Annotated in this window: 15 protein-coding genes and 1 pseudogene; 8 read left to right on the top strand and 8 right to left on the bottom strand. The window is 71.4% G+C overall.

The window, feature by feature from the left end; translation table 11 throughout:
- The first annotated feature begins 56 nt into the window (after window positions 1-56).
- Entirely contained in the window at window positions 57-1,256 is a 1,200-nt protein-coding gene (nadA, locus tag ABZW18_RS02365) for a quinolinate synthase NadA (RefSeq protein ID WP_356180863.1), read from the top strand.
- 211 nt (window positions 1,257-1,467) lie between these two features.
- Here the strand turns inward: nadA and ABZW18_RS02360 are convergent, their stop codons facing one another.
- The gene (locus tag ABZW18_RS02360) at window positions 1,468-2,598 is read right to left on the bottom strand and encodes a hypothetical protein (protein WP_356180860.1); all 1,131 of its coding nucleotides are present in this window, start codon (window positions 2,596-2,598) and stop codon (window positions 1,468-1,470) included.
- 58 nt (window positions 2,599-2,656) lie between these two features.
- On the opposite strand from ABZW18_RS02360, the gene ABZW18_RS02355 reads away from it, so the two are divergent.
- Window positions 2,657-3,148: a MarR family transcriptional regulator gene (locus tag ABZW18_RS02355; protein WP_356180857.1), complete on the top strand. Its 492-nt coding sequence runs from the start codon at window positions 2,657-2,659 to the stop codon at window positions 3,146-3,148.
- Window positions 3,149-3,512: 364 nt separating this feature from the next.
- Here the strand turns inward: ABZW18_RS02355 and ABZW18_RS02350 are convergent, their stop codons facing one another.
- The 5 genes from ABZW18_RS02350 to ABZW18_RS02330 form a co-directional block, all read right to left on the bottom strand.
- Entirely contained in the window at window positions 3,513-6,764 is a 3,252-nt protein-coding gene (locus tag ABZW18_RS02350; protein WP_356180854.1) for an efflux RND transporter permease subunit, read from the bottom strand.
- 189 nt (window positions 6,765-6,953) lie between these two features.
- Window positions 6,954-7,640, bottom strand: coding sequence for a response regulator transcription factor (locus tag ABZW18_RS02345; RefSeq protein ID WP_356180852.1), 687 nt, complete (start codon window positions 7,638-7,640; stop codon window positions 6,954-6,956).
- A 23-nt stretch (window positions 7,641-7,663) separates the two neighbouring features.
- Window positions 7,664-9,037, bottom strand: coding sequence for a histidine kinase (locus tag ABZW18_RS02340; protein ID WP_356180849.1), 1,374 nt, complete (start codon window positions 9,035-9,037; stop codon window positions 7,664-7,666).
- 235 nt (window positions 9,038-9,272) lie between these two features.
- Window positions 9,273-9,551: a hypothetical protein gene (locus ABZW18_RS02335; protein WP_356180846.1), complete on the bottom strand. Its 279-nt coding sequence runs from the start codon at window positions 9,549-9,551 to the stop codon at window positions 9,273-9,275.
- A 33-nt stretch (window positions 9,552-9,584) separates the two neighbouring features.
- Window positions 9,585-10,379: a PspA/IM30 family protein gene (locus ABZW18_RS02330; protein ID WP_356180843.1), complete on the bottom strand. Its 795-nt coding sequence runs from the start codon at window positions 10,377-10,379 to the stop codon at window positions 9,585-9,587.
- 278 nt (window positions 10,380-10,657) lie between these two features.
- Between ABZW18_RS02330 and ABZW18_RS02325 the strand changes: the two genes are divergently transcribed.
- Both ABZW18_RS02325 and ABZW18_RS02320 read left to right on the top strand, forming a co-directional pair.
- Window positions 10,658-11,254, top strand: coding sequence for a DUF3043 domain-containing protein (locus tag ABZW18_RS02325; protein ID WP_356180840.1), 597 nt, complete (start codon window positions 10,658-10,660; stop codon window positions 11,252-11,254).
- A 68-nt stretch (window positions 11,255-11,322) separates the two neighbouring features.
- On the top strand, window positions 11,323-12,087 hold the full coding sequence (locus tag ABZW18_RS02320; RefSeq protein ID WP_356180837.1) for a methyltransferase domain-containing protein: 765 nt from the start codon (window positions 11,323-11,325) through the stop codon (window positions 12,085-12,087).
- A gap of 48 nt (window positions 12,088-12,135) precedes the next feature.
- Here the strand turns inward: ABZW18_RS02320 and ABZW18_RS02315 are convergent, their stop codons facing one another.
- Window positions 12,136-12,345: a hypothetical protein gene (locus ABZW18_RS02315; protein WP_356180836.1), complete on the bottom strand. Its 210-nt coding sequence runs from the start codon at window positions 12,343-12,345 to the stop codon at window positions 12,136-12,138.
- A 125-nt stretch (window positions 12,346-12,470) separates the two neighbouring features.
- Between ABZW18_RS02315 and ABZW18_RS02310 the strand changes: the two genes are divergently transcribed.
- The 4 genes and pseudogenes from ABZW18_RS02310 to ABZW18_RS02295 form a co-directional block, all read left to right on the top strand.
- On the top strand, window positions 12,471-13,673 hold the full coding sequence (locus ABZW18_RS02310; protein WP_356180833.1) for a bifunctional adenosylcobinamide kinase/adenosylcobinamide-phosphate guanylyltransferase: 1,203 nt from the start codon (window positions 12,471-12,473) through the stop codon (window positions 13,671-13,673).
- Between the two features lie 586 nt (window positions 13,674-14,259).
- Complete coding sequence (cobT, locus tag ABZW18_RS02305; RefSeq protein ID WP_356180830.1) at window positions 14,260-15,390, top strand: nicotinate-nucleotide--dimethylbenzimidazole phosphoribosyltransferase; 1,131 nt, start codon at window positions 14,260-14,262, stop codon at window positions 15,388-15,390.
- A 64-nt stretch (window positions 15,391-15,454) separates the two neighbouring features.
- Window positions 15,455-17,380, top strand: coding sequence for a phosphatidylglycerol lysyltransferase domain-containing protein (locus tag ABZW18_RS02300; RefSeq protein WP_356180828.1), 1,926 nt, complete (start codon window positions 15,455-15,457; stop codon window positions 17,378-17,380).
- A 5-nt stretch (window positions 17,381-17,385) separates the two neighbouring features.
- Window positions 17,386-18,033, top strand: a pseudogene (locus tag ABZW18_RS02295) (hypothetical protein); the annotation flags it as partial.
- A gap of 287 nt (window positions 18,034-18,320) precedes the next feature.
- On the opposite strand, the gene ABZW18_RS02290 reads toward ABZW18_RS02295, so the two are convergent.
- Complete coding sequence (locus tag ABZW18_RS02290) at window positions 18,321-19,058, bottom strand: hypothetical protein (RefSeq protein ID WP_356180825.1); 738 nt, start codon at window positions 19,056-19,058, stop codon at window positions 18,321-18,323.
- Window positions 19,059-19,094 lie beyond the last annotated feature (36 nt).

Genomic DNA, 19,094 nt, shown 5'->3' with positions numbered 1-19,094 from the left:
AGTTATGATAGATAACGTCAATCAGACGAAAAGACGTGTCTGCGGAAACAGAAAGGGTGCGTGCAGTGACCACGGCCCAAACTCTCGACGTCCAGCCGACGCCGCTTGCCCTCCTCCTACTCGGCCGGGAGGCCGACCCGAAGAGCGAGCGCGGCGTGGAGTGCCCCGGCGACCTGCCCTCCCCCTCCGATCCGGACCTGGTGGAGCGGGCCCGCGCGGCCAAGGCGAAGCTCGGGGACAAGGTCTTCGTCCTCGGTCACCACTACCAGCGTGACGAGGTCATCCAGTTCGCCGACGTCACCGGCGACTCCTTCAAGCTCGCCCGGGACGCGGCCGCGCGCCCGGAGGCCGAGTACATCGTCTTCTGCGGTGTGCACTTCATGGCCGAGTCGGCGGACATCCTGACCGGGGACGACCAGCGGGTCGTGCTCCCCGACCTGGCAGCGGGCTGCTCGATGGCCGATATGGCCACCGCCGAGCAGGTCGCCGAGTGCTGGGACGTGCTGACCGAGGCGGGTGTGGCCGAGCAGGTCGTACCGGTCGCGTACATGAACTCCTCCGCGGACATCAAGGCCTTCACGGGCAGGCACGGGGGCACGATCTGCACATCCTCCAACGCGAAGCGGGCGCTGGCCTGGGCGTTCCAGCAGGGGGATGGCCGGCAGAACAAGGTCCTCTTCCTGCCCGACCAGCACCTGGGCCGCAACACCGCCGTCCGGGACTTGGGCATGTCCCCGGAGGACTGCGTCGTCTACAACCCGCACAAGCCGGGCGGCGGCCTGACCGTCGAGGAGCTGCGCGCCGCGAAGATGATCCTGTGGCGCGGGCACTGCTCGGTGCACGGCCGTTTCTCGCTGGACTCCGTACGGGACGTACGGGAGCGGATACCGGGCGTGAACGTGCTGGTGCACCCGGAGTGCAAGCAGGAGGTCGTCGCGGCGGCGGACTACGTCGGCTCGACGGAGTACATCATCAAGGCTCTCGAGGAGGCCCCGGCCGGGTCGAAGTGGGCGATCGGCACCGAGCTGAACCTGGTGCGGCGCCTGGCCAACCGTTTCGCGGAGGAGGACAAGGAGATCGTCTTCCTCGACAAGACGGTCTGCTTCTGCTCGACGATGAACCGGATCGACCTGCCGCACCTGGTGTGGGCGCTGGAGTCCCTGGCGGAGGGCAATGTGGTCAACCGCATCCAGGTGGAACCGGAGACGGAGAAGTTCGCCAAGCTCGCTCTGGAGCGGATGCTGGCGCTTCCGTAGCGGCAGCGCTTTCGCGACTTTCGCGCATGTGGAGAGGGGCGTCCCCGCTTGGGGGACGCCCCCTTCCGTTATGCCCCTGCCTTCCGTCATGCCCCTGCCCGGCCCGCGGCCACGTCGGGAACCGGGCCGCGTCACGGGGGCCGGTGTCCGTTCGCCGGAGGACCGGTCCCCCCACGGGGAGTCGCGGAGGTGCGGGGCGCGAAGGTCGGGACTACGGCGTGTCGGGCCGTAGACCCCCGGCACCGCCGCCGGCGTCCAGGCGGGGGATGCGCCGCTGCGCAGCGAACGCGGCGGCCGGGTAGCGCGGATCGGGCCGCACGGCGTACTCGCGCAGGCATGCCTCGGTGAACTTGATGACGTGCTCGTCGCCATGGTCGGCGGCCCGTGCGCCCAGTTCGACCATCGGGGGCAGGTCCGGGATTTCCGACCGCCAGACCGTCGTGCCCTCGTCGCGCCGGTCGGTGGTGAAGGCGAGCAGGAACGCCGCGTGCACCTGCCACAGCTGCGCCACCGTCGCCTCGTGCAATGCGTGCGGCAGGTGCGGGAGCACGATGCGTACGGCGGCGGGCGCGGTGACGCCGTGGATCAGCGGGACCGGGTATACCTCGGGGTGGCCGAGGTAGACGTCGGCGAACTGGGCCGTCATCTCGCTCAGCAACCGGTGCGCCTGCTCCGGGGCCAGCCACTCCAACGACTCGTTGTAGCCGGGCAGTTCGGCGAGCGTGTCCAAGCGGCGACGGGCGGTGCCCGGTCCCAGTCCGCCGTCCTGCGCCACGCGGGGCAGCGCGGCGACCGCGGCGGACAGGCCGTAGGGACCTCGGAGCCGGGGGCGGCCGGGAAGCTCGGTGTACCGGGCGGCCCAGTACGCCAAGCCGCGGGCCAGCTCGTTCAGTTGGAGCTGCGTCGGCTTGTCGGCGGCGTACAGGCCGCGCACCGCGTGGGCGGTGCGGATCAGGCCGTGGGTCAGGCCGGCGAACAGGCCCGGGATCAGGCGCGGCCACCATCGAACGAGAACCTCGCGCCAGTGCGCCTCGACCAGTTCGCGGACGAAGAGTCGCTCCCAGTCCCCGGCTCGGTCGAAGGCCCCGAGCGCGGGGCGCCACGAGGACTCGTCCGCGGGGTCCAGGGCGAAGCGCGCGGCGGGCGGCTCATGGTGCTCCATCGCGCTCCGGTAGCGCCGCACCCACCGGGCGACCTCGTCCTCCTGCCCCAGCAGGGCGAGCGCCTCGGCGCCCATCGGACCGTGGTTGGCGAGGTCGACCCCCTGCCCGCGCTCGTACCCGAGATCGTCCATCCGTTCCAGGGCATCGTTGACCGCATCGCTGTAGCTGACCGACGACATGGACTGCCACCTTTCAGAGTAGAATAGTTTGGAAATCCGAACCATCTAGACTCGCAGTATGCCGCATACGCACGAGACCGGGAAGGCACCCCGGATGCCGGCCCCCGACGAGGTCGAAGTCCTGGGCCTCGTACCCCTGTTGGAGCCGTTCTTCCGTGGATCGGTGGTGCGGGATCTCATGCCGGCGCCGCTGCGCGACGCGATGGAGACGCACGGGCTGACGCCGCGCCACGGCGCCGTGCTCCCGCAGCTGCTGGCCGGACAGCCACTGACCGTCAGCGAGATCGCCCGGCGGCTCCATGTGTCGCTGCCCACCGCCAGCGAGCTGGTCGGCAGTCTGAGCCGGGCCGGGATCGTGCAACGCGCCGAAGACCCGGCGAATCGCCGCCGGGTCCTGGTGTCACTGGCCGAGGAATTCCGCCCGCCGCTCGAAACCTTCGTCGCCCGGCGGACCGAGCCGCTGCTGCGCGCCCTGGACCGGCTGTCGCCGAATGACCGGGCCGGATTCCTGGCAGGTCTTACGGCCTGGGTCCGCGAGGTGCAGAGCTAGTTGGTACCGCAGTTGCGTCTGCGGTGACGGAACCGCAGTTCTCCGGGCTGTGGCCTGGTCGTTTGTGGTGACTGCCCGCCGCAGGGCATCCGCGGGTGCCCGGCGCACGGGTCTTGAGAGGCAGGGAAGTTCCGGACTGTAGAAGCGTGGTGGTCAGAAGCGTCGTGGTCAGAAGCGTGGTGGTCAGTGAAGTCCCTCCGGAACGGGGGGACTTCACGCGCTCGCCGTCACAACCGGGGCCGTTTCCGCGGTCGGGGCGGCCGACCGTGGCCCCGGGCCCGCCGGGGAGGCCCGGTCAAGCGCCGCGGCGCCCGCCCCGGACTCCGGGACGGGCGCCGTGGCGTCGTGGCGGTGGCGGCGGGCGCTACACGCCCGCCGGTTCGACCTCGCGCTCGCCCGAGGGCGTCGCAGGCGCCGACTTCGCCACCCGCTTCTCCGCCTTCTTCTTGCGGCGGCGCTCCTTGCGCAGCTCGACCATCGCGTAGAGCGTCGGTACGAGCAGCAGGGTGAGCATCGTCGAGGTGACCAGACCGCCGATCACCACCACGGCCAGCGGCTGGGAGATGAAGCCGCCGTCACCGGTGACCGCCAGGGCCATCGGCAGCAGCGCGCAGATCGTCGCCAGCGCGGTCATCAGGATCGGCCGCAGCCGGTGCCGGCCGCCTTCGACCACCGCTTCCACGATGCCGTAGCCCTGCGCCCGGTACTGGTTGATCAGATCGATCAGCACGATCGCGTTGGTGACCACGATGCCGATCAGCATCAGCATGCCGATCATCGCCGGGACACCCATCGGAGTGCCGGTGGCGACCAGCAGTCCGATCGCGCCGGTCGCCGCGAACGGGATGGAGACCAGCAGGATCAGCGGCTGCACCAGGCTGCGGAAGGTCGCGACCAGCAGCATGAAGACGATCGCGATCGCGGCCAGCATGGCCAGTCCGAGCGAGGAGAACGCCTCGTCCTGGTCCTGCGAGACACCGCCGATGTCCGCGCTGGCGCCCTCGGGCAGGTCCAGCGCGCCGATCTTCGACGTGAGCTCGGCGCTCACCGCGCCGGTGTTGTCAGCGGTCGGCTTGGCCGTGATCGTCGCGGCCCTGGCGCCGTCGATCCGGGTCATCTGGACCGGGCCGGGGACCGTCTTGACGTCCGCGACCTCACCGAGCTTCACCGCGCCGGCCGGGGTGGCCAGCGAGAGGTTCTTCAGCTGGGCCTCGGTCGTCGCGGGCTTCGCCGACTTCACGACGACATCACGCTCGGTGTCGTCCAGGATCGCCTTGCCGGAGGTGGTGCCGCGCACCGCCTGGGTGACGGCCTGGCCGAGCGTGGCCTCCGTGAAGCCGAACCGCGCCGCCTTCTCGTTGCTCTTGACCGAGATGCGCGGGACGCTCTGCGCCAGGTCGCTCTGGACGTCGGTGACGTCGTCGAGCTTCGCGACCTCGCCGCGCACCGCCTCGGACGCCTTCTTCAGCACGTCGGCGTCCGCTGCCTTGACCACGACGCTCAGGTCCTGGCTGCCGAAGCCGTCGCCCACGTTGACCGTGGTCCGGCCGACGCCCTTGCCGAGCCCGTCCAGGCCGTCGCGGATGTTGTCGATCGCCGCGTCGGAGTCGCCGGAGTCCTCCAACTTCACCTGGTACGAGGCCTGGTTGGCGCCCGTACCGCCGCCGAAGGCCGCCATGAGACCGGACGAGCCGACGGTGACCTGGTAGTCCTTCACCTCACCGATGCCGTCCAGCATCTTCTCGATCTTCTTCGAGGCGGCGTCGGCCGCACCCAGGCTGGTACCCGGGTCCAATTCCTGCTTGATGGTGAGAGTGTCCTGGTCGCCCTGGTCGAAGAAGTTGGTCTTCAGCAGCGGCGCCATGCCGAAGGTGCCGATGAGCACCACCACCGCGATCACCAGGCTGGTGAAGCGGCGCCGGGTCGCGAACCGCAGCACCGGTACGTACAGCCGCTGCAGCAGGCTGCGCGCCTCCTTCTCCTCCGAGAGGCGGCGCAGCTCGTCCGGATCCGCCTGGGCATCCTTGCCGTTCTTGCCCCCGACGCCCTTGGGCGCGCTCAGGAACCAGTACGACAGCACCGGCACGACCGTCAGCGACACGATCAGCGAAGCGAGCAGCGCGACGGTGACGGTCAGCGAGAAGGGGCCGAACAGCGCTCCGATCATGCCGCCGACGACGCCGATCGGCAGGAAGACGGCGACGGTGGTGAGGGTCGAGGAGGTGATCGCGCCCGACACCTCCTTGACCGCGGTGAGGATGGCCTGCTGCCGCTCCTCGCCGTAGGACAGGTGCCGCTTGATGTTCTCCAGCACCACGATCGAGTCGTCGACGACCCGGCCGATGGCGATGGTCAGCGCGCCCAGCGTCAGCATGTTGAGCGACAGGTCGCGGCTCCACAACACGATCAGGGTGATCACGACGGAGAGCGGGATGGACACCGCGGTGACCAGAGTGGAGCGCAGCGACACCAGGAAGACCAGGATCACCACGACAGCCATGATCAGGCCGAGGAAGCCCTCGGTGGTGAGGCTGTCGATGGACTTGGAGACCGCCGGGCCCTGGTCGCTGACGACCGTGAGTTTCGCGTCCGCGCCGAGGTCCTGGCGCAGCTCGGGCAGCTTGTCCCGGACCGTGTCGGATATGGCGACGGCGCTGCCGTCCTGGTCCATCGTCATGACGATGGCGAGGCTCGGCTCACCGTTGGTGCGGGTGATGGAGACCGGGGTCGAGGACTCGTCCTTGACGGTGGCGACGTCGCCCAGGCGTACGGGCTTCGGAGCGCTGCCCGTGGCACCGCCCTGAACGCCTTGTCCTTCCTGAACGCCTTGTCCGCTCTGGCCGCCCTGGCCGCCTTGACCGCTCTGGCCGCCGGCCGCGGGCGACACCCGCAGCTCCTCGATCTGCCGTAGCGAGGTGTAGCCGCCGCCCACCTGGACGGTCTTGCTCTTGCCGTCCTCGGCGAAGGAACCGGCGGGTACGGACGCGCCGTTCGCCTCCAGCACCGGTCCGAGCGCGGCGGCCGTGAGTCCTGCCTTCGCGAGTTTCGACTCGTCCGGGGTGACCGAGACGATCCGGTCCTGGACACCGTCCACGGTGACCTGGCCGACGCCCTCGATGTCCTTGAGGACCGGCAGGACCGAACGGTCGAGCTGATCGGCGAGCGCCTGCTGGTCCTTGCCGGACGTGGCGGCGAGGACGACGGTCGGGATGTCGTCGGTGGAACCGGCGACCACCTGCGGGTCGACATCGTCCGGCAGCTCGGCACGGGCCCGGTTCACGGCCTGCTGGACATCGGCCACGAGCTGCTTCGAGCCGCTCCCGTAGTCGAACTGCGCCATGATCACGGCAGAGCCCTCGCTCGCCGTGGAGGTGATGCCGGTGATGCCGTCCACGGCCTCGACACTGTCCTCGAGCGGCTCGACGACCTGCTTCTCGACCACATCGGGGGACGCGCCCTGGTACGGGGCCAGCACCGACACCATGGGCAGCTCGATGGAGGGCAGCAGCTGCTGCTTGAGCTGGGGGATCGCGATGGCCCCGAAGGCGATCGCGACGACCGCCATCAACGCGATCAAACCCCGTTGTACGAGGCTGATTCTGGACAGCCAGGACATGGGTGGAGATCTCTCTTCTGTTCGTTGCTGATCGGCAGGAGGGCGGGCGCGACCCGGCAGGCTCTGCCTCCCGGGCGCACATTTACGGCCCACTTATACGATCAGGCATACGAAGGACGGTTTCCTCGCCCCCAAGGTCGGTTCCCTGGCCGGGCGCGTACCGCAGGCGCAGTACGTCCCCGTCCGTCCTCACTCCACCCTTGGACGTACCAGCCCGGATTCGTAGGCGACCACCACCAGTTGGGCGCGGTCGCGGGCGCCGAGCTTCGCCATCGCCCGGTTGACATGCGTCTTGACGGTCAGCGGGCTCACCTCGAGCCGCTCGGCGATCTCGTCGTTGGAGAGGCCGCCCGCGACGAGGACGAGGACCTCGCGCTCGCGGCCGGTGAGCGCGGCGAGCCGCGCGGACTCCTGGCCCCGGTCCTCGCCGTCGCCCGAACCGTCCGCCTGAGCAAGGAACTTGGCGATGAGTCCCTTGGTGGCGGACGGCGAGAGCAGTGCCTCTCCCGCGGCGGCGATACGGATGGCGGACAGCAGTTCCTCGGGCTCCGCGCCCTTGCCGAGGAAGCCCGAGGCGCCGGCCCGCAGCGACTGCACGACGTACTCGTCCACCTCGAAGGTCGTCAGCATGACGACCCGGACGCCGTCCAGCGCCGGGTCCGCGGTGATCTCGCGGGTGGCGGTGAGCCCGTCGGTGCCGGGCATCCGGATGTCCATCAGGACGACGTCGGCGCCGAGCTCACGCAGCAGCCGGACGGCCTGCGCGCCGTCCGAGGCCTCCCCCACCACCCGCATGTCGGGCTCGGAGTCGACGAGGACGCGGAACGCGCTGCGCAGCAGCGCCTGGTCGTCGACGAGCAGCACCCGGATGGTCACGTCGCCCCCTCCCTCACCGGGCGTCAGTCCCCGGGCTCCCCAGCGGTCGTGAGCGGCAAGCGTACGTGGACCCGGAAGCCGCCTCCGTAGCGCGGGCCCGTCTCGCACTGGCCGCCGAGCGCGGCGGCGCGCTCCCGCATGCCCATCAGCCCGTGGCCGCCGCCCTCGTCCACGACTTCCTGGACTTCCTGACGCCGATCGGCGGGCTCCCCGGCTTCCTGGCGCCGGCCGGCCGGCTCCCCCGCCTCCACCAGCACGGGTGCGCCGACCCCGTCGTCGAGGACCGTGATCTCCAGGGACTCCCGGGCCCGGACGATACGGACCACGGCGGACGCCCGCTCGCCCGCGTGCTTGTGCGTGTTGGTCAGCGCCTCCTGGACCACCCGGTAGGCGGTCAGGTCCACGGTCGCCGGCAGCTCGCCGACCACGGTGGCCGCCTGCTCGGCGCTGCGGCTGTGCCAGGGTCCCTTCGGAGCGGTCGAGGACACCTCGACCTCGACGGGCAGTCCGGCGCGTGCGAACCCCTCGACCAGCTGGTCGAGTACGCCGAGGCCGGGGGCGGGCTCGGTGGGGGCCTCGGGGTCGCCGGTCTGGCGCAGCAGGCCGACGGTGGCACGGAGTTCGTGCAGCGCGGAGCGGCTGGCCTCCCGTACGTGCGCGAGCGCTTCCTTCGCCTGGTCGGGGCGGCTGTCCATGACATGGGCGGCGACCCCGGCCTGGACGTTGACCAGCGCGATGTGGTGGGCGACGACATCGTGCAGTTCACGGGCGATGCGCATCCGCTCCTCGGCGACCCGGCGGCGGGCCTCCTCCTCACGGGTCCGCTCGGCTCGTTCCGCACGCTCGCGTATGGCGTCGACGAAGGCCCGGCGGCTGCGTACGGAGTCGCCCACCGCGGCGGCCATGCCCGTCCAGGCGAAGATCCCCAGGTTCTGCTGCCCGTACCAGGGCCGGGGCCCGAAGCACATCGCGGCCGCGGTGAGGACAACGACGGTCAGCGCGCCGACCCGCCAGGTCGTGGAGCGGTCGGTGCGGGAGGCGACGGTGTAGAGCGCGACGACGGCGGCCAGCGAGACCGGCACACCCTGATCGCCGAAGCCGCTGAACAGTTCGATGAGGGTGAGCGCTCCGGTGCAGACGAGGACCTGGTGCGGCATACGGCGGCGCAGCACGAGCGCCCCGCACGCGAGGAACGCGAGGACGACGCTCGACACATGCGGAGTGCGCTCGCCGAACCGGAGGCCGCGGGGGCCGTGCGGATCGGTCACCAGGGTGATCAGGATCAGTGCGAGTACGACCGCGGCCAGGGCGGCGTCGAGCGCGAGCGGGTGGGCCCGCAGCCAGCGCTGGGGACGGGCGAAGCCCTGTCCGACGGCGAGGGAGGTCACGAGAAGCAACGGTAAGCGCTCCGGCGGACGCCGATACACCACACGGCTGCGCGGCACCGCTGCTCCGCGCGGCCCGGCCCCGCGGAGACGGGACCGGGCAACGCGACTGTATGCCGGGGCGCGGGGCGCGGGCGGGCCTCGTAGAGCCCACGCGGGACCCCGCACAGCCCAGGCGGGATTCCGTACACCCCGGAACGAGGGCCGCCGGCCCGGGAGGAGGGCCCATGGCCCGGAACGAGTGCCTCTAGCCCGGGATGAGGCCGTCGTCCCTGAGCAGTGCCTGGACCTCTTCGAGCGTCGCCTCGGGCGAGGGCAGGATCAGCTCGGACGGCTCGAGGGAGTCGTCCGGCAGCGGCTCGCCCAGCCGCCGCACCGCGTCGAGCAGCGCGCCCAGCGTCCCGCGGAAACCGGCCTCATCGCCACTTTCCATCTCGGCGAGCAGCTCGTCGTCCAGTTTGTTGAGCTCGGCGAAGTGGCTGTCCGCCAGCTCCACCTGCCCCTCCCCCATGATCCTTACGATCACGACGACCTCCAGATGAGCCCCACGGGCGGGGGCCTACTGCTTGTCGAACCTGTGGCCCTCCGGCTGCTGCTGGCCGGCCTGGTCCTCCTGCTGCCCGCCCTCAATAGCCTGCTGCGAACCGCTGCCGCCCGCCAGTTCGGACTTCATCCGCTGGAGCTCCAGCTCGACATCCGAACCGCCCGAGAGCCGTTCCAGCTCCGCCGCGATGTCGTCCTTGGCCATGCCGCTCTTGTCGTCCAGGGCGCCCGAGGCGAGCAGCTCGTCGATCGCGCCGGCCCGTGCCTGGAGCTGCGCGGTCTTGTCCTCGGCCCGCTGGACGGCCATGCCGACGTCGCCCATCTCCTCGGAGATGCCGGAGAAGGCCTCGCCGATCCGGGTCTGCGCCTGCGCCGCGGTGTAGGTGGCCTTGATGGTCTCCTTCTTGGTGCGGAAGGCATCCACCTTGGCCTGCAGCCGCTGGGCGGCGAGAGTCAGCTTCTCCTCCTCGCCCTGCAGTGTCTGGTGCTGGGTCTCCAGGTCGGTGACCTGCTGCTGGAGCGCGGCCCGCCGGGACAGCGCTTCGCGGGCCAGGTCCTCGCGGCCCAGAGCGAGGGCCTTGCGGCCCTGGTCCTCCAGCTTGGTGGACTGGCCCTGCAGCTGGCCGAGCTGGAGCTCGAGCCGCTTGCGGGAGGTCGCCACATCGGCGACGCCCCTGCGGACCTTCTGGAGCAGCTCGAGCTGCTTCTGGTACGAGTAGTCGAGGGTCTCCCGCGGGTCCTCGGCCCGGTCCAGGGCCTTGTTGGCCTTCGCGCGGAAGAGCATCCCCATCCGCTTCATGACACCGCTCATGGGCCTCGCGCGCCCCCTTCTCCGGGCTCGGACTCCAGCACGTCTACAGACCCAACAGTACGGGCCCTGTCTCTATTACTGCACTGTTCGGAGCCTGATGCGCTCCTCCTGCAGGACGATCACGGGATGGTCTTGTCCGGCGCAGGGAGTAGGTGCGAGCCGGGGCGGTCCGCGGCGCGCCCGCTGTGTACCGATACGGCGGCCCCGTACCGGCTCCGTTGCCGGATCGTTCCCCTCGGGGCTGGGGTCCGCCGCGCCGACCCCGTATCTTGGGCTTTGTGTTCCGAAGCCGTTCCAACGATGAGCAGGCCGCCGTCACCAGGATGACCGCGGACCAGCCCCAGCCCCGTGACCCGCAGGCCCCGAAGGGCCGGCCCACCCCCAAGCGCAGCGAGTCGCAGACGCCGCGCCGCAGCCTGGCGTCGTCCGGCAGCGCCAACCGCAAGGAGGCGTCCAAGCGTCAGCGCGAGGCGCGGCGTGCGGATCTGGCCAAGCAGCGCCAGGCCCTGGCGAGCGGCGACGAGCGCTATCTCCCGGCCCGCGACAAGGGTCCCGTGCGCCGGTTCACCCGCGACTTCGTCGACTCGCGCTTCTGCGTCGCGGAGTTCTTCCTGCCGCTCGCGGTGCTCATCCTGATCCTGAGCATGCTGCCGTCGATGCAGATCAAGAACATCTCGCTGCTGCTGTGGCTCGGCGTGATCATCATGATCGTGATCGACTCGGTGGGTATCTCCATCCGGCTGAAGAAGCAGCTGCGGGCCCGCTTCCCGGAGGAAAAGCTCCGCGGCGTTGTGCCGTACGCGCTGATGCGCACCCTGCAGATGCGCCGGCTGCGGCTGCCGAAGCCCCAGGTCAAGCGCGGGGAGCGACCCTGAGCGCTCCGACCGGCTTCAGCGGTGGGGCGTCCGGGTGGCTCGGTGTGCTCGGAGGCGTAAGAAATGTCGTGCGCCAGGAGCTGGTCGCGCGGCAGCTCGAGGAGCAGATAGCCGGCCGCTTCCCGGTGGGACAGCGGCTGCGGATACTCGACGTCGGCCTCGGCCAGGGCACGCAGGCGCTGCGGCTGGCCCGCGCCGGCCACAAGGTGACCGGCCTGGAGTCCGATCCGCAGATGCTGACGACGGTCCGCACCGCGCTGGCCTGCGAGCCGGAGGGTATCCGTGAGCGGGTGCGGCTGATCGAGGGCGACGGCCGCGAGACCGGTGTCCACTTCCTGCCCGGCAGCTTCGATGTCGTGCTGTGCCACGGCGTACTGATGTACATAGCGGAGCCCGACCCGCTGCTGGCCGGGCTCGCCCGCGTACTGGCTCCCGGCGGGCTGATGTCGCTGCTCGTACGGAACGCCGACGCGCTCGCCATGCGGCCGGGGCTGGCCGGCGACTGGGACACGGCGCTGGCCGCCTTCGACTCCCCCGTTTACACCAACCGCATCGGACTCGAGGTGCGGGCGGACCGGCTCAGCGCGCTGACCGCGACGCTCGCCGGAATCGGCGCCCCGCTGCACGCCTGGTACGGGGTGCGGGTCTTCAGCGACGCGGCGGCCGACGACGAGCCGCCGCCGCCCCCGCATGTGCTGGAGCGGATGCTCGCCGCAGAGGACCGGGCCGGGCGCACCGACCCGTACCGTGCGGTCGCGGCGCTGCTGCATCTGTGCGGAGTCCGGGGCCGGGCCGACAAGGCTCCGAACACCGCCTCCGACCAGGACGCGTAGGCGGCGACGCGATGTTCGCGCCGCCGCCGGCCGTACTTCTCCGCGCCTCTACTCCACGTCGCCGTGCAGGCTCATCGGTCCGTAGATCTTGGTGCCGTCCTCGAAGAGGGTCACCTGCTCGGCGCCCCCGTCCAGGAGGTCTTTCCAGACCTCGCCGATCCAGGACTCGGCGTCCCCCTGAGTGCTGAACTCCTCCGGCTCCACCGCAGGCGCCGTCTCCGTCCCGTCGGACTTCTCGAACCGCCAAGCCCACACCATGTCCGCCTCCTGAGTCCCTCCGAGTACGTGCTGCCCGCAGCCTAACGGGCCTCTCCCGGCCGGCGCTGGGGTCCCACAGGGTGACCCCGCGCGCCCCGAGGGCGTCGACGCGAGACGATCAGGGCGTGGAACTCACTCTCCTCGGCACCGGAACCCCGGGCGGACTGCCCCGCCCCGACTGCCCCTGCGCCGCCTGCGCTGTCTCCGTCGGCGACGACGCGCGGGCCTCGACCGCGCTGCTCGTGGACGACGCGCTGTTGCTCGATCTCACGCCGGGGGCCGCACTCGCCGCCGCCCGCGCGGGCCGCTCGCTGGCCGGCGTCCGGCAGGTACTGCTGTCCCACCCGCACGACGGGCCCGCCGTCGAGGCCCCGGCCGGGCTGCCCACGCCGGGGCGGGTGGCCGACGGGCGCGAGCTGGCACTGATCAGCGGCCACCAGGTGCGGGCGATCGCGCTGGACATGCCCGGCACGGGCTACGCCGTCACGGGACCGGACGGGAAGAAGCTGCTGTACCTGCCACCGGGGACCGCGCCCGCGGGCCTGACCGAGGGGCTCGAGCCGTACGACATGGTCGTGCTCGACGTCGTCGCGCGGCCCGACGCGCTGGCCCGGCTGCGGGCCGCGGGCGGGGTGTCGGCCTCGACCGACGTGATCGCCGTCCATATCGACCACGACGTGTTTCCGGGCGCCGAGCTGCACCGCCGGCTGGAGGCGGCAGGGGCGCGCACGGTGCCGGACGGGGAGACGTTGCCGGTCGGCGAATACCGGGCCGTGCCCGATCTGCCGCGCCGCACGCTCGTACTCGGCGGGGCGCGCTCGGGGAAGTCGGTCGAGGCCGAGCGCCGCCTGGAGTCCTTCCCCGACGTGGTGTACGTGGCGACGGGCGGCAGCCGGGAGGACGACCGGGACTGGGCGGACCGGATCGCCCTGCACCGCGACCGGCGCCCGCACTCCTGGCGCACGGTCGAGACCTGCGACCTTGTCCCCCTGCTCTCGGAGGACGGACCTCCGCTTCTCGTCGACTGCCTGGCGCTGTGGCTGACGGACGCGCTGGACTCGGTCGGGGCGTGGGACGACGAGCGCTGGGCGGCGGGCGGCCGCCGGGCGCTCCACGAGCGTACGGACGCGCTGGTGGCGGCGGTACGGGCCACGCGCCGCACGGTGGTCGCCGTCTCGAACGAGGTCGGCTCCGGGATCCACCCGGCGACTGCCTCGGGCCGCCGCTTCCGCGACGAACTCGGCCGCCTCAACGCGGCGTTCGCGGCGGAGTGCGAGCACGTCCTCCTGGTGGTGGCGGGCCAGGCGCTCCCCCTGCGCCCCCGCTGACCGGCCTCCGGCCCGGATGTCGCCACCCTGCGGTCGGTGTCTCCTGCGGAGGCTCCCGCCGGCCCGCCAGGCCGCCGAACCCGGCTGTCGGGGCAGTTTCGGCCGTTCGCGGACCGCAGACCCGCCGTGGCACCCCCGGCCTCCAGCGGGGGAACGTACCCACCCGCACCCCCGTGCGGGCGGGTGATCAGGTACCGGGTCTCCCGTGGACGGTCGCCCACCGTTGGCGACCGCGGCCACGAGGCCCCCTCCTCCCCCCGGCAATCGCCACGACGCCAGGACCGGGCAGCGTAACGGCCCGGTGCCGGGCGGCCTTTGGACAGTCGGATGGCCGGCATACCGGGGCGGGGCTACGGGGCAGCCCCGGCGACGGCATGCCGGGCCACCGTGCAGCCCAGCCCGGACGTCGGTCGGGTCGGCCGCCGGCCCCGCCACCCGACGGCACCACCCCAACCGGCCACACCCCGGCGCGGAGCGGCGGGCCCGGCGAGGGCAGAAGCGGCCCGGCCCAGCGAACGCGCCCCCAGGGACCGGAGCCGTGGGCCCGCAACGCATCGGCCCGGCAGCCACCGGTAATGTTCCACGGATGAGCGGCCTGAATCTCGACGACTTCGGCAATCTGATCGAACGCCCCGACGCCGGTGTCCGCCGCGATGCCGAGGAGCGCAGGGAGCGCCTCATTGCGCCGCTGGGTTCGCTCGGGCGCCTCGACGAGCTCGGCGAGTGGCTCGCCGCCGCGCAGAGCGAGGTGCCGGTGAAACCCATTGAGCGCCCCCGTGTCGTCCTCTTCGCCGGGGACCACGGAATCGCTCAACTCGGCGTCTCCGCCCGCCCCGCCGGCACCACCGGGCGACTCGTACGCGCCGTGCTCGACGGTGAGAGCCCGGTCTCCGTCCTCGCCCACCGTTTCGGCACCCCGGTGCGCGTCGTCGACATGGCGGTGGACTGCGACCCGGCCGAGCTGCCGGAGGACGTCGTACGGCACCGTGTCCGCCGCGGCTCGGGCCGTATCGACGTCGAGGACGCCTTGACGGCCGAGGAGGCGGAGAAGGCGTTCCGCGCGGGTATGGCGGTCGCCGACGAGGAGGCCGACTCCGGCACGGACCTCGTCGTCCTCGGCGATCTGAGCGTGGGCGGCACCACCGCGGCCGGTGCGCTCATCGCCGCGCTCTGCGGCACCGACGCCTCCGTCGTCACCGGCCGCGGCGGCGCCGGGATCGACGACGTCGCGTGGATGCGCAAGTGTGCCGCGATCCGGGACGCGCTGCGCCGCGCCCGGCCCGTACTCGGTGACCAGCTCGAGCTGCTCGCCACGACCGGCGGTGCCGATCTCGCCGCGATCACCGGGTTCCTGCTGCAGTGCGCGGTGCGCCGCACCCCCGTGATCCTCGACGGAGTCGTCTCCGCCGCGTGTGCCCTGGTCGCGCAGCGGGTGGCGTTCCGTGCCCCGGACTGGTGGCTGGCGGGTCAGTCGAGCGGTGAACCTGCCCAGGCCAAGGCCTTCGACCGGATGGCGCTCAACCCGTTGCTCGACCACGGCGTCACTGTGGGCGAGGGAACGGGGGCGCTGCTCGCGCTGCCGCTGGTGCAGGCAGCCGCCGCGCTGGCGGCGGAGCTGCCCGAGCGGCCGTCTCCGGAGCCTGGAGAGCCGGAGCCGGCAGAGCCGGAGCCGGAGCCTGCGACGGCCGAGCCGTCGGAGGCAGCCGACGACGACTGACCGATTGTTGCATCTTTGAATTGTCCGGCTTCTCCCTGAACACCGCCCCATATGATCCACTTTCATGGGAGAAGCACGCTTGAGCACCGAGCGCACCGAGCCATCCGCTCGTACTGATCACCCCGCTGAGGGCGTCTGCGACCGGCGGACCGGTGACAGCGTCGTCCCGCGCGCCTCCCGTGCACCCGGCGCCTCCCTCACGCCCCTCACGCACCGCACGGTCCGTACCCCGCAGGACTCCGGCGCACCCCGCTCGCTCTTCTCCGCACTGCCCCGGCGCGGCGCCGCCTTCGCCGTCTGGTACTTGCGCGCGGTCGCGTTCATCAACCTCCTCAGCGCGGTCTGGGTCTCCTTCGGCCAGGACCTCCGCCGGCACAACGTCGACGAGTTCTTCACCCCGTACCTGCTCACGGCGGGCTTCGCCTCGGGCGTCTGCACGCTGTTCCTCGCGGTCACCATGCGGCGTCGCAAACGCGCTGCCTGGATCGTCAATCTCTCGCTGTCCGGCCTTCTCGCCGCGCTGCTCGGCCTGTTCATGCTGCTCCCCGAGTTCAACCGGCATGCGCAGAACTGGATTTCGCTCTGCCTCACCCTTCTCTTCGTCCTCTCGCTGCTCGTCAGCCGACGCGAGTTCTACGCCATCGGCGACCGGTCCAACCCCAAGCTCGCCGCCGCGGTCGCGGCCGTCGGCGTGCCGGCCGCCGCACTCGTCGCGACACTCCTGGTCACCCTCACCAACACCGCCGGCCACGGTCACCGGCCCTCCTTCCCGGACCGGTTGCGCTACGCGGTCATGCGCCTGATCTCCCTCGCGCCCGACGACGCAGCCTTCCCGGGCATCAGCACTCCCTCCTGGGCGAATGTCTTCATCAACGTGATGAGCACCCTGCTGCTGCTCGCCGTGGTGTGGGCGGCCTTCCGGACCCGTCGCGCCGTCGACCTGATCGGCCCGGAGGACGAGGCGCGGCTGCGCGGGCTACTGGAGCGGCACGGCGAGCGGGACTCGCTCGGGTACTTCGCGCTGCGCCGCGACAAGAGCGCCATCTGGTCGCCCAGCGCCAAGTCGGCGATCACCTACCGCGTAGTGGGAGGCGTATCCCTCGCGTCCGGCGATCCGATCGGCGACCCGGAGGCCTGGCCGGGCGCGATCGACCGGTGGCTCGCCGAGTGCCGGGAGCACGCCTGGATCCCGGCCGTGATGGGCGCGAGCGAGGAAGGCGGCACCATCTATGCACGGCACGGCCTCGACGCGCTCGAGCTGGGCGACGAAGCGATCGTCGAGACCGGCGACTTCACCCTCGACGGTCGCGCCATGCGGACCGTACGGCAGGCGTACAACCGGGTCCGGCGGGCCGGCTACACGGCCCGTATCCGCCGCCACCAGGACATCCCCGACGAGGAGATGACTCAGTTGCTGCGCCGCGCCGACGACTGGCGGGACGGCGCGACCGAGCGCGGCTTCTCCATGGCGCTCGGCCGGCTCGGTGACCCGGGCGACGGCCGCTGCGTGATGCTGGAGTGCTCGGACGCCGACGGCGAGCTGCGCGCGCTGCTCAGCTTCGTCCCCTGGGGCCCGAAGGGACTCTCGCTCGATCTGATGCGCCGTGACCGCAACTGCGAGAACGGCCTGATGGAGTTCATGGTGATCGAGCTTCTCCAGCGCGCCCCCGATGTCGGCGTCAGCCAGGTGTCGCTGAACTTCGCCATGTTCCGGTCCGTCTTCGAGCGCGGCGCGAAACTGGGAGCGGGCCCGGTGCTGCGGCTGTGGCGCTCGCTGCTGAGCTTCTTCTCGCGCTGGTGGCAGATCGAGTCGCTGTACCGCGCCAACGCGAAGTACCGGCCGATCTGGGAGCCTCGCTATCTCCTGTTCGAGAAGAGCGTCGAGCTGCCCCGTATCGGCATCGCCGCCGCCCGCGCCGAGGGATTCCTCGAGGCACCGGCGCTGCCTTCCTGGCTGAGCCGCCGTCAGCGCCTCGGGACGAAGCGTTGAGCGCCATGGCGGCCGGGCCGGTGAAGCGCGCGGCCCGGGCCGAGTGGGGGCCGGTCCTCGAGTCCGTACGGAACGGGTTCGTGGGGAAGAGGCCCGCCGTGCTCGGGGCGATCCCGATGACGGTCTGCGCGATCGGCCTGACGGGCCTCTTCCAGCTGGTGCAGACACAGTCCTGGGGCTTGCGGCCGATCCAGGGGATCGGCGCTGTCCAGGCCTCCCAGGACTGGTGGCTCGCGCTACTGCGCACCCCCCTCTCGCTCTTCGTACCGGCCCTCGATCTCCCCGTCTGGGGCGCGTTGGTGCAGGTCTTCTTCGTCTTCGGTATCGCCGAGATCTGCCTGGGGCGGCTGCGGACGGTGCTGATCGCGTATCTGGCGACGCTCACCGGGACGGCGTACGCCCGGTACGGCACGGCCGTCGGGCCCGGCGGATTCCTGGGTCTGCCCGCCGAGGACGCCCTGGTCCACGACACCGGGCCGTCGGCGGCGGTCGTCGCCCTCGCGGTGTATGTCTCCTGGCACTACCGCGCGTTGGTGACGGCCGCTCTCGTCGTGGCGGCGATGATCCTCGAGGTGGCCGTCAAGCCGAACCTGGCCGGCAAGGAGCATCTGGCGGCGATCGCGGCGGTCGTGGTGGTGTGCGCCGTGGAGGAGGCGTTCCGCAAGGTGCGGAGCCGCCGCCGGGAACGCGGGAACCTTCCGGACCGGCTGTACGGGCCGGGCGGCTTGGACAGCTCGAACGGACAGGACGGACCGGATGTGCCGTACGGACGGGAAGTCCCGTACCGGCGCGAGGTGCTGTACGGACCGAACGGGTCGGGCGCACCGGGCGGCAAGGAAGGCAAGGACGGCATGGACGGGCCGAGAGGGATGGAGGGGCCGAGGAGGATGGACGGGCCGAGGAGGATGGACGGGCCGGGCGGGCCGGACCGGCGCAGCCGTCAGCGGTCCGGGGCTCCCGCCACGAAATCCTGAAAGCGGCGGCGCACCCGGTTCCACCGCTCGTCGTGCCGGTACGCCCGCACCTGCGCCTTCGCCCTGGCCCTCGGCCGGCTGCGATAGAACCGCTTGGCCCAGGGCGAGCCGGGCCGGGCGAGACGTACGGCGCCCACGAGCGCCACGAACGGCACGATCACCCCGATCACGGCGATCCGGGCCTTGCCCTTGACCAGGGCGAGCAGCGCGATGAGGAAGTTCAGGGCGATGTTCGCCGCGACGGTCACCCGGTCCTGCAGCTCGTCGGAGGACAGATTGTTCACCCCGAACGGCGAGAAGCCGAGGAGCATCAGCCCCACCAGCGCCGCCGTGAGCACCACGACCTCGACGCTCTGCCGCCCCTGGTCGGTCCAGTACACATCGCTGAGGTGCAGGACGAGTGCGAACTCGTCGAGCACCAGTCCGACACCGATACCGAACACGACCGCGGCGACCCCGGTGCCGAAGCCCTCCCGGTGACCCCCGATCGCGCCGAAGCCGCCGACGACGGTCAGCAGGATGCCGGGGACAACGTGGTGCACATGGAGACCGCCGGTGGAGACGTTGCGGAAGGGCCCCTTTCCCGCCCTGATCATGCGGGTGATGGAACGGGTGATCAGGAAGGTGATGACGAAGGAGAAGAGGGCGAGGAGGAGCGGCAGCTTGCCCGGTTCGATGATGTTGCGCGCCCACCAGTGACCCATGACACCCGCTTCCGGCTTCCGGTATGCCCCGTATAC

Source organism: Streptomyces sp. NPDC004647 (assembly GCF_040609575.1).
In the GTDB taxonomy this organism is placed as follows: Bacteria; Actinomycetota; Actinomycetes; order Streptomycetales; family Streptomycetaceae; genus Streptomyces.
This window is presented reverse-complemented; position numbering and strand designations above follow the sequence as displayed.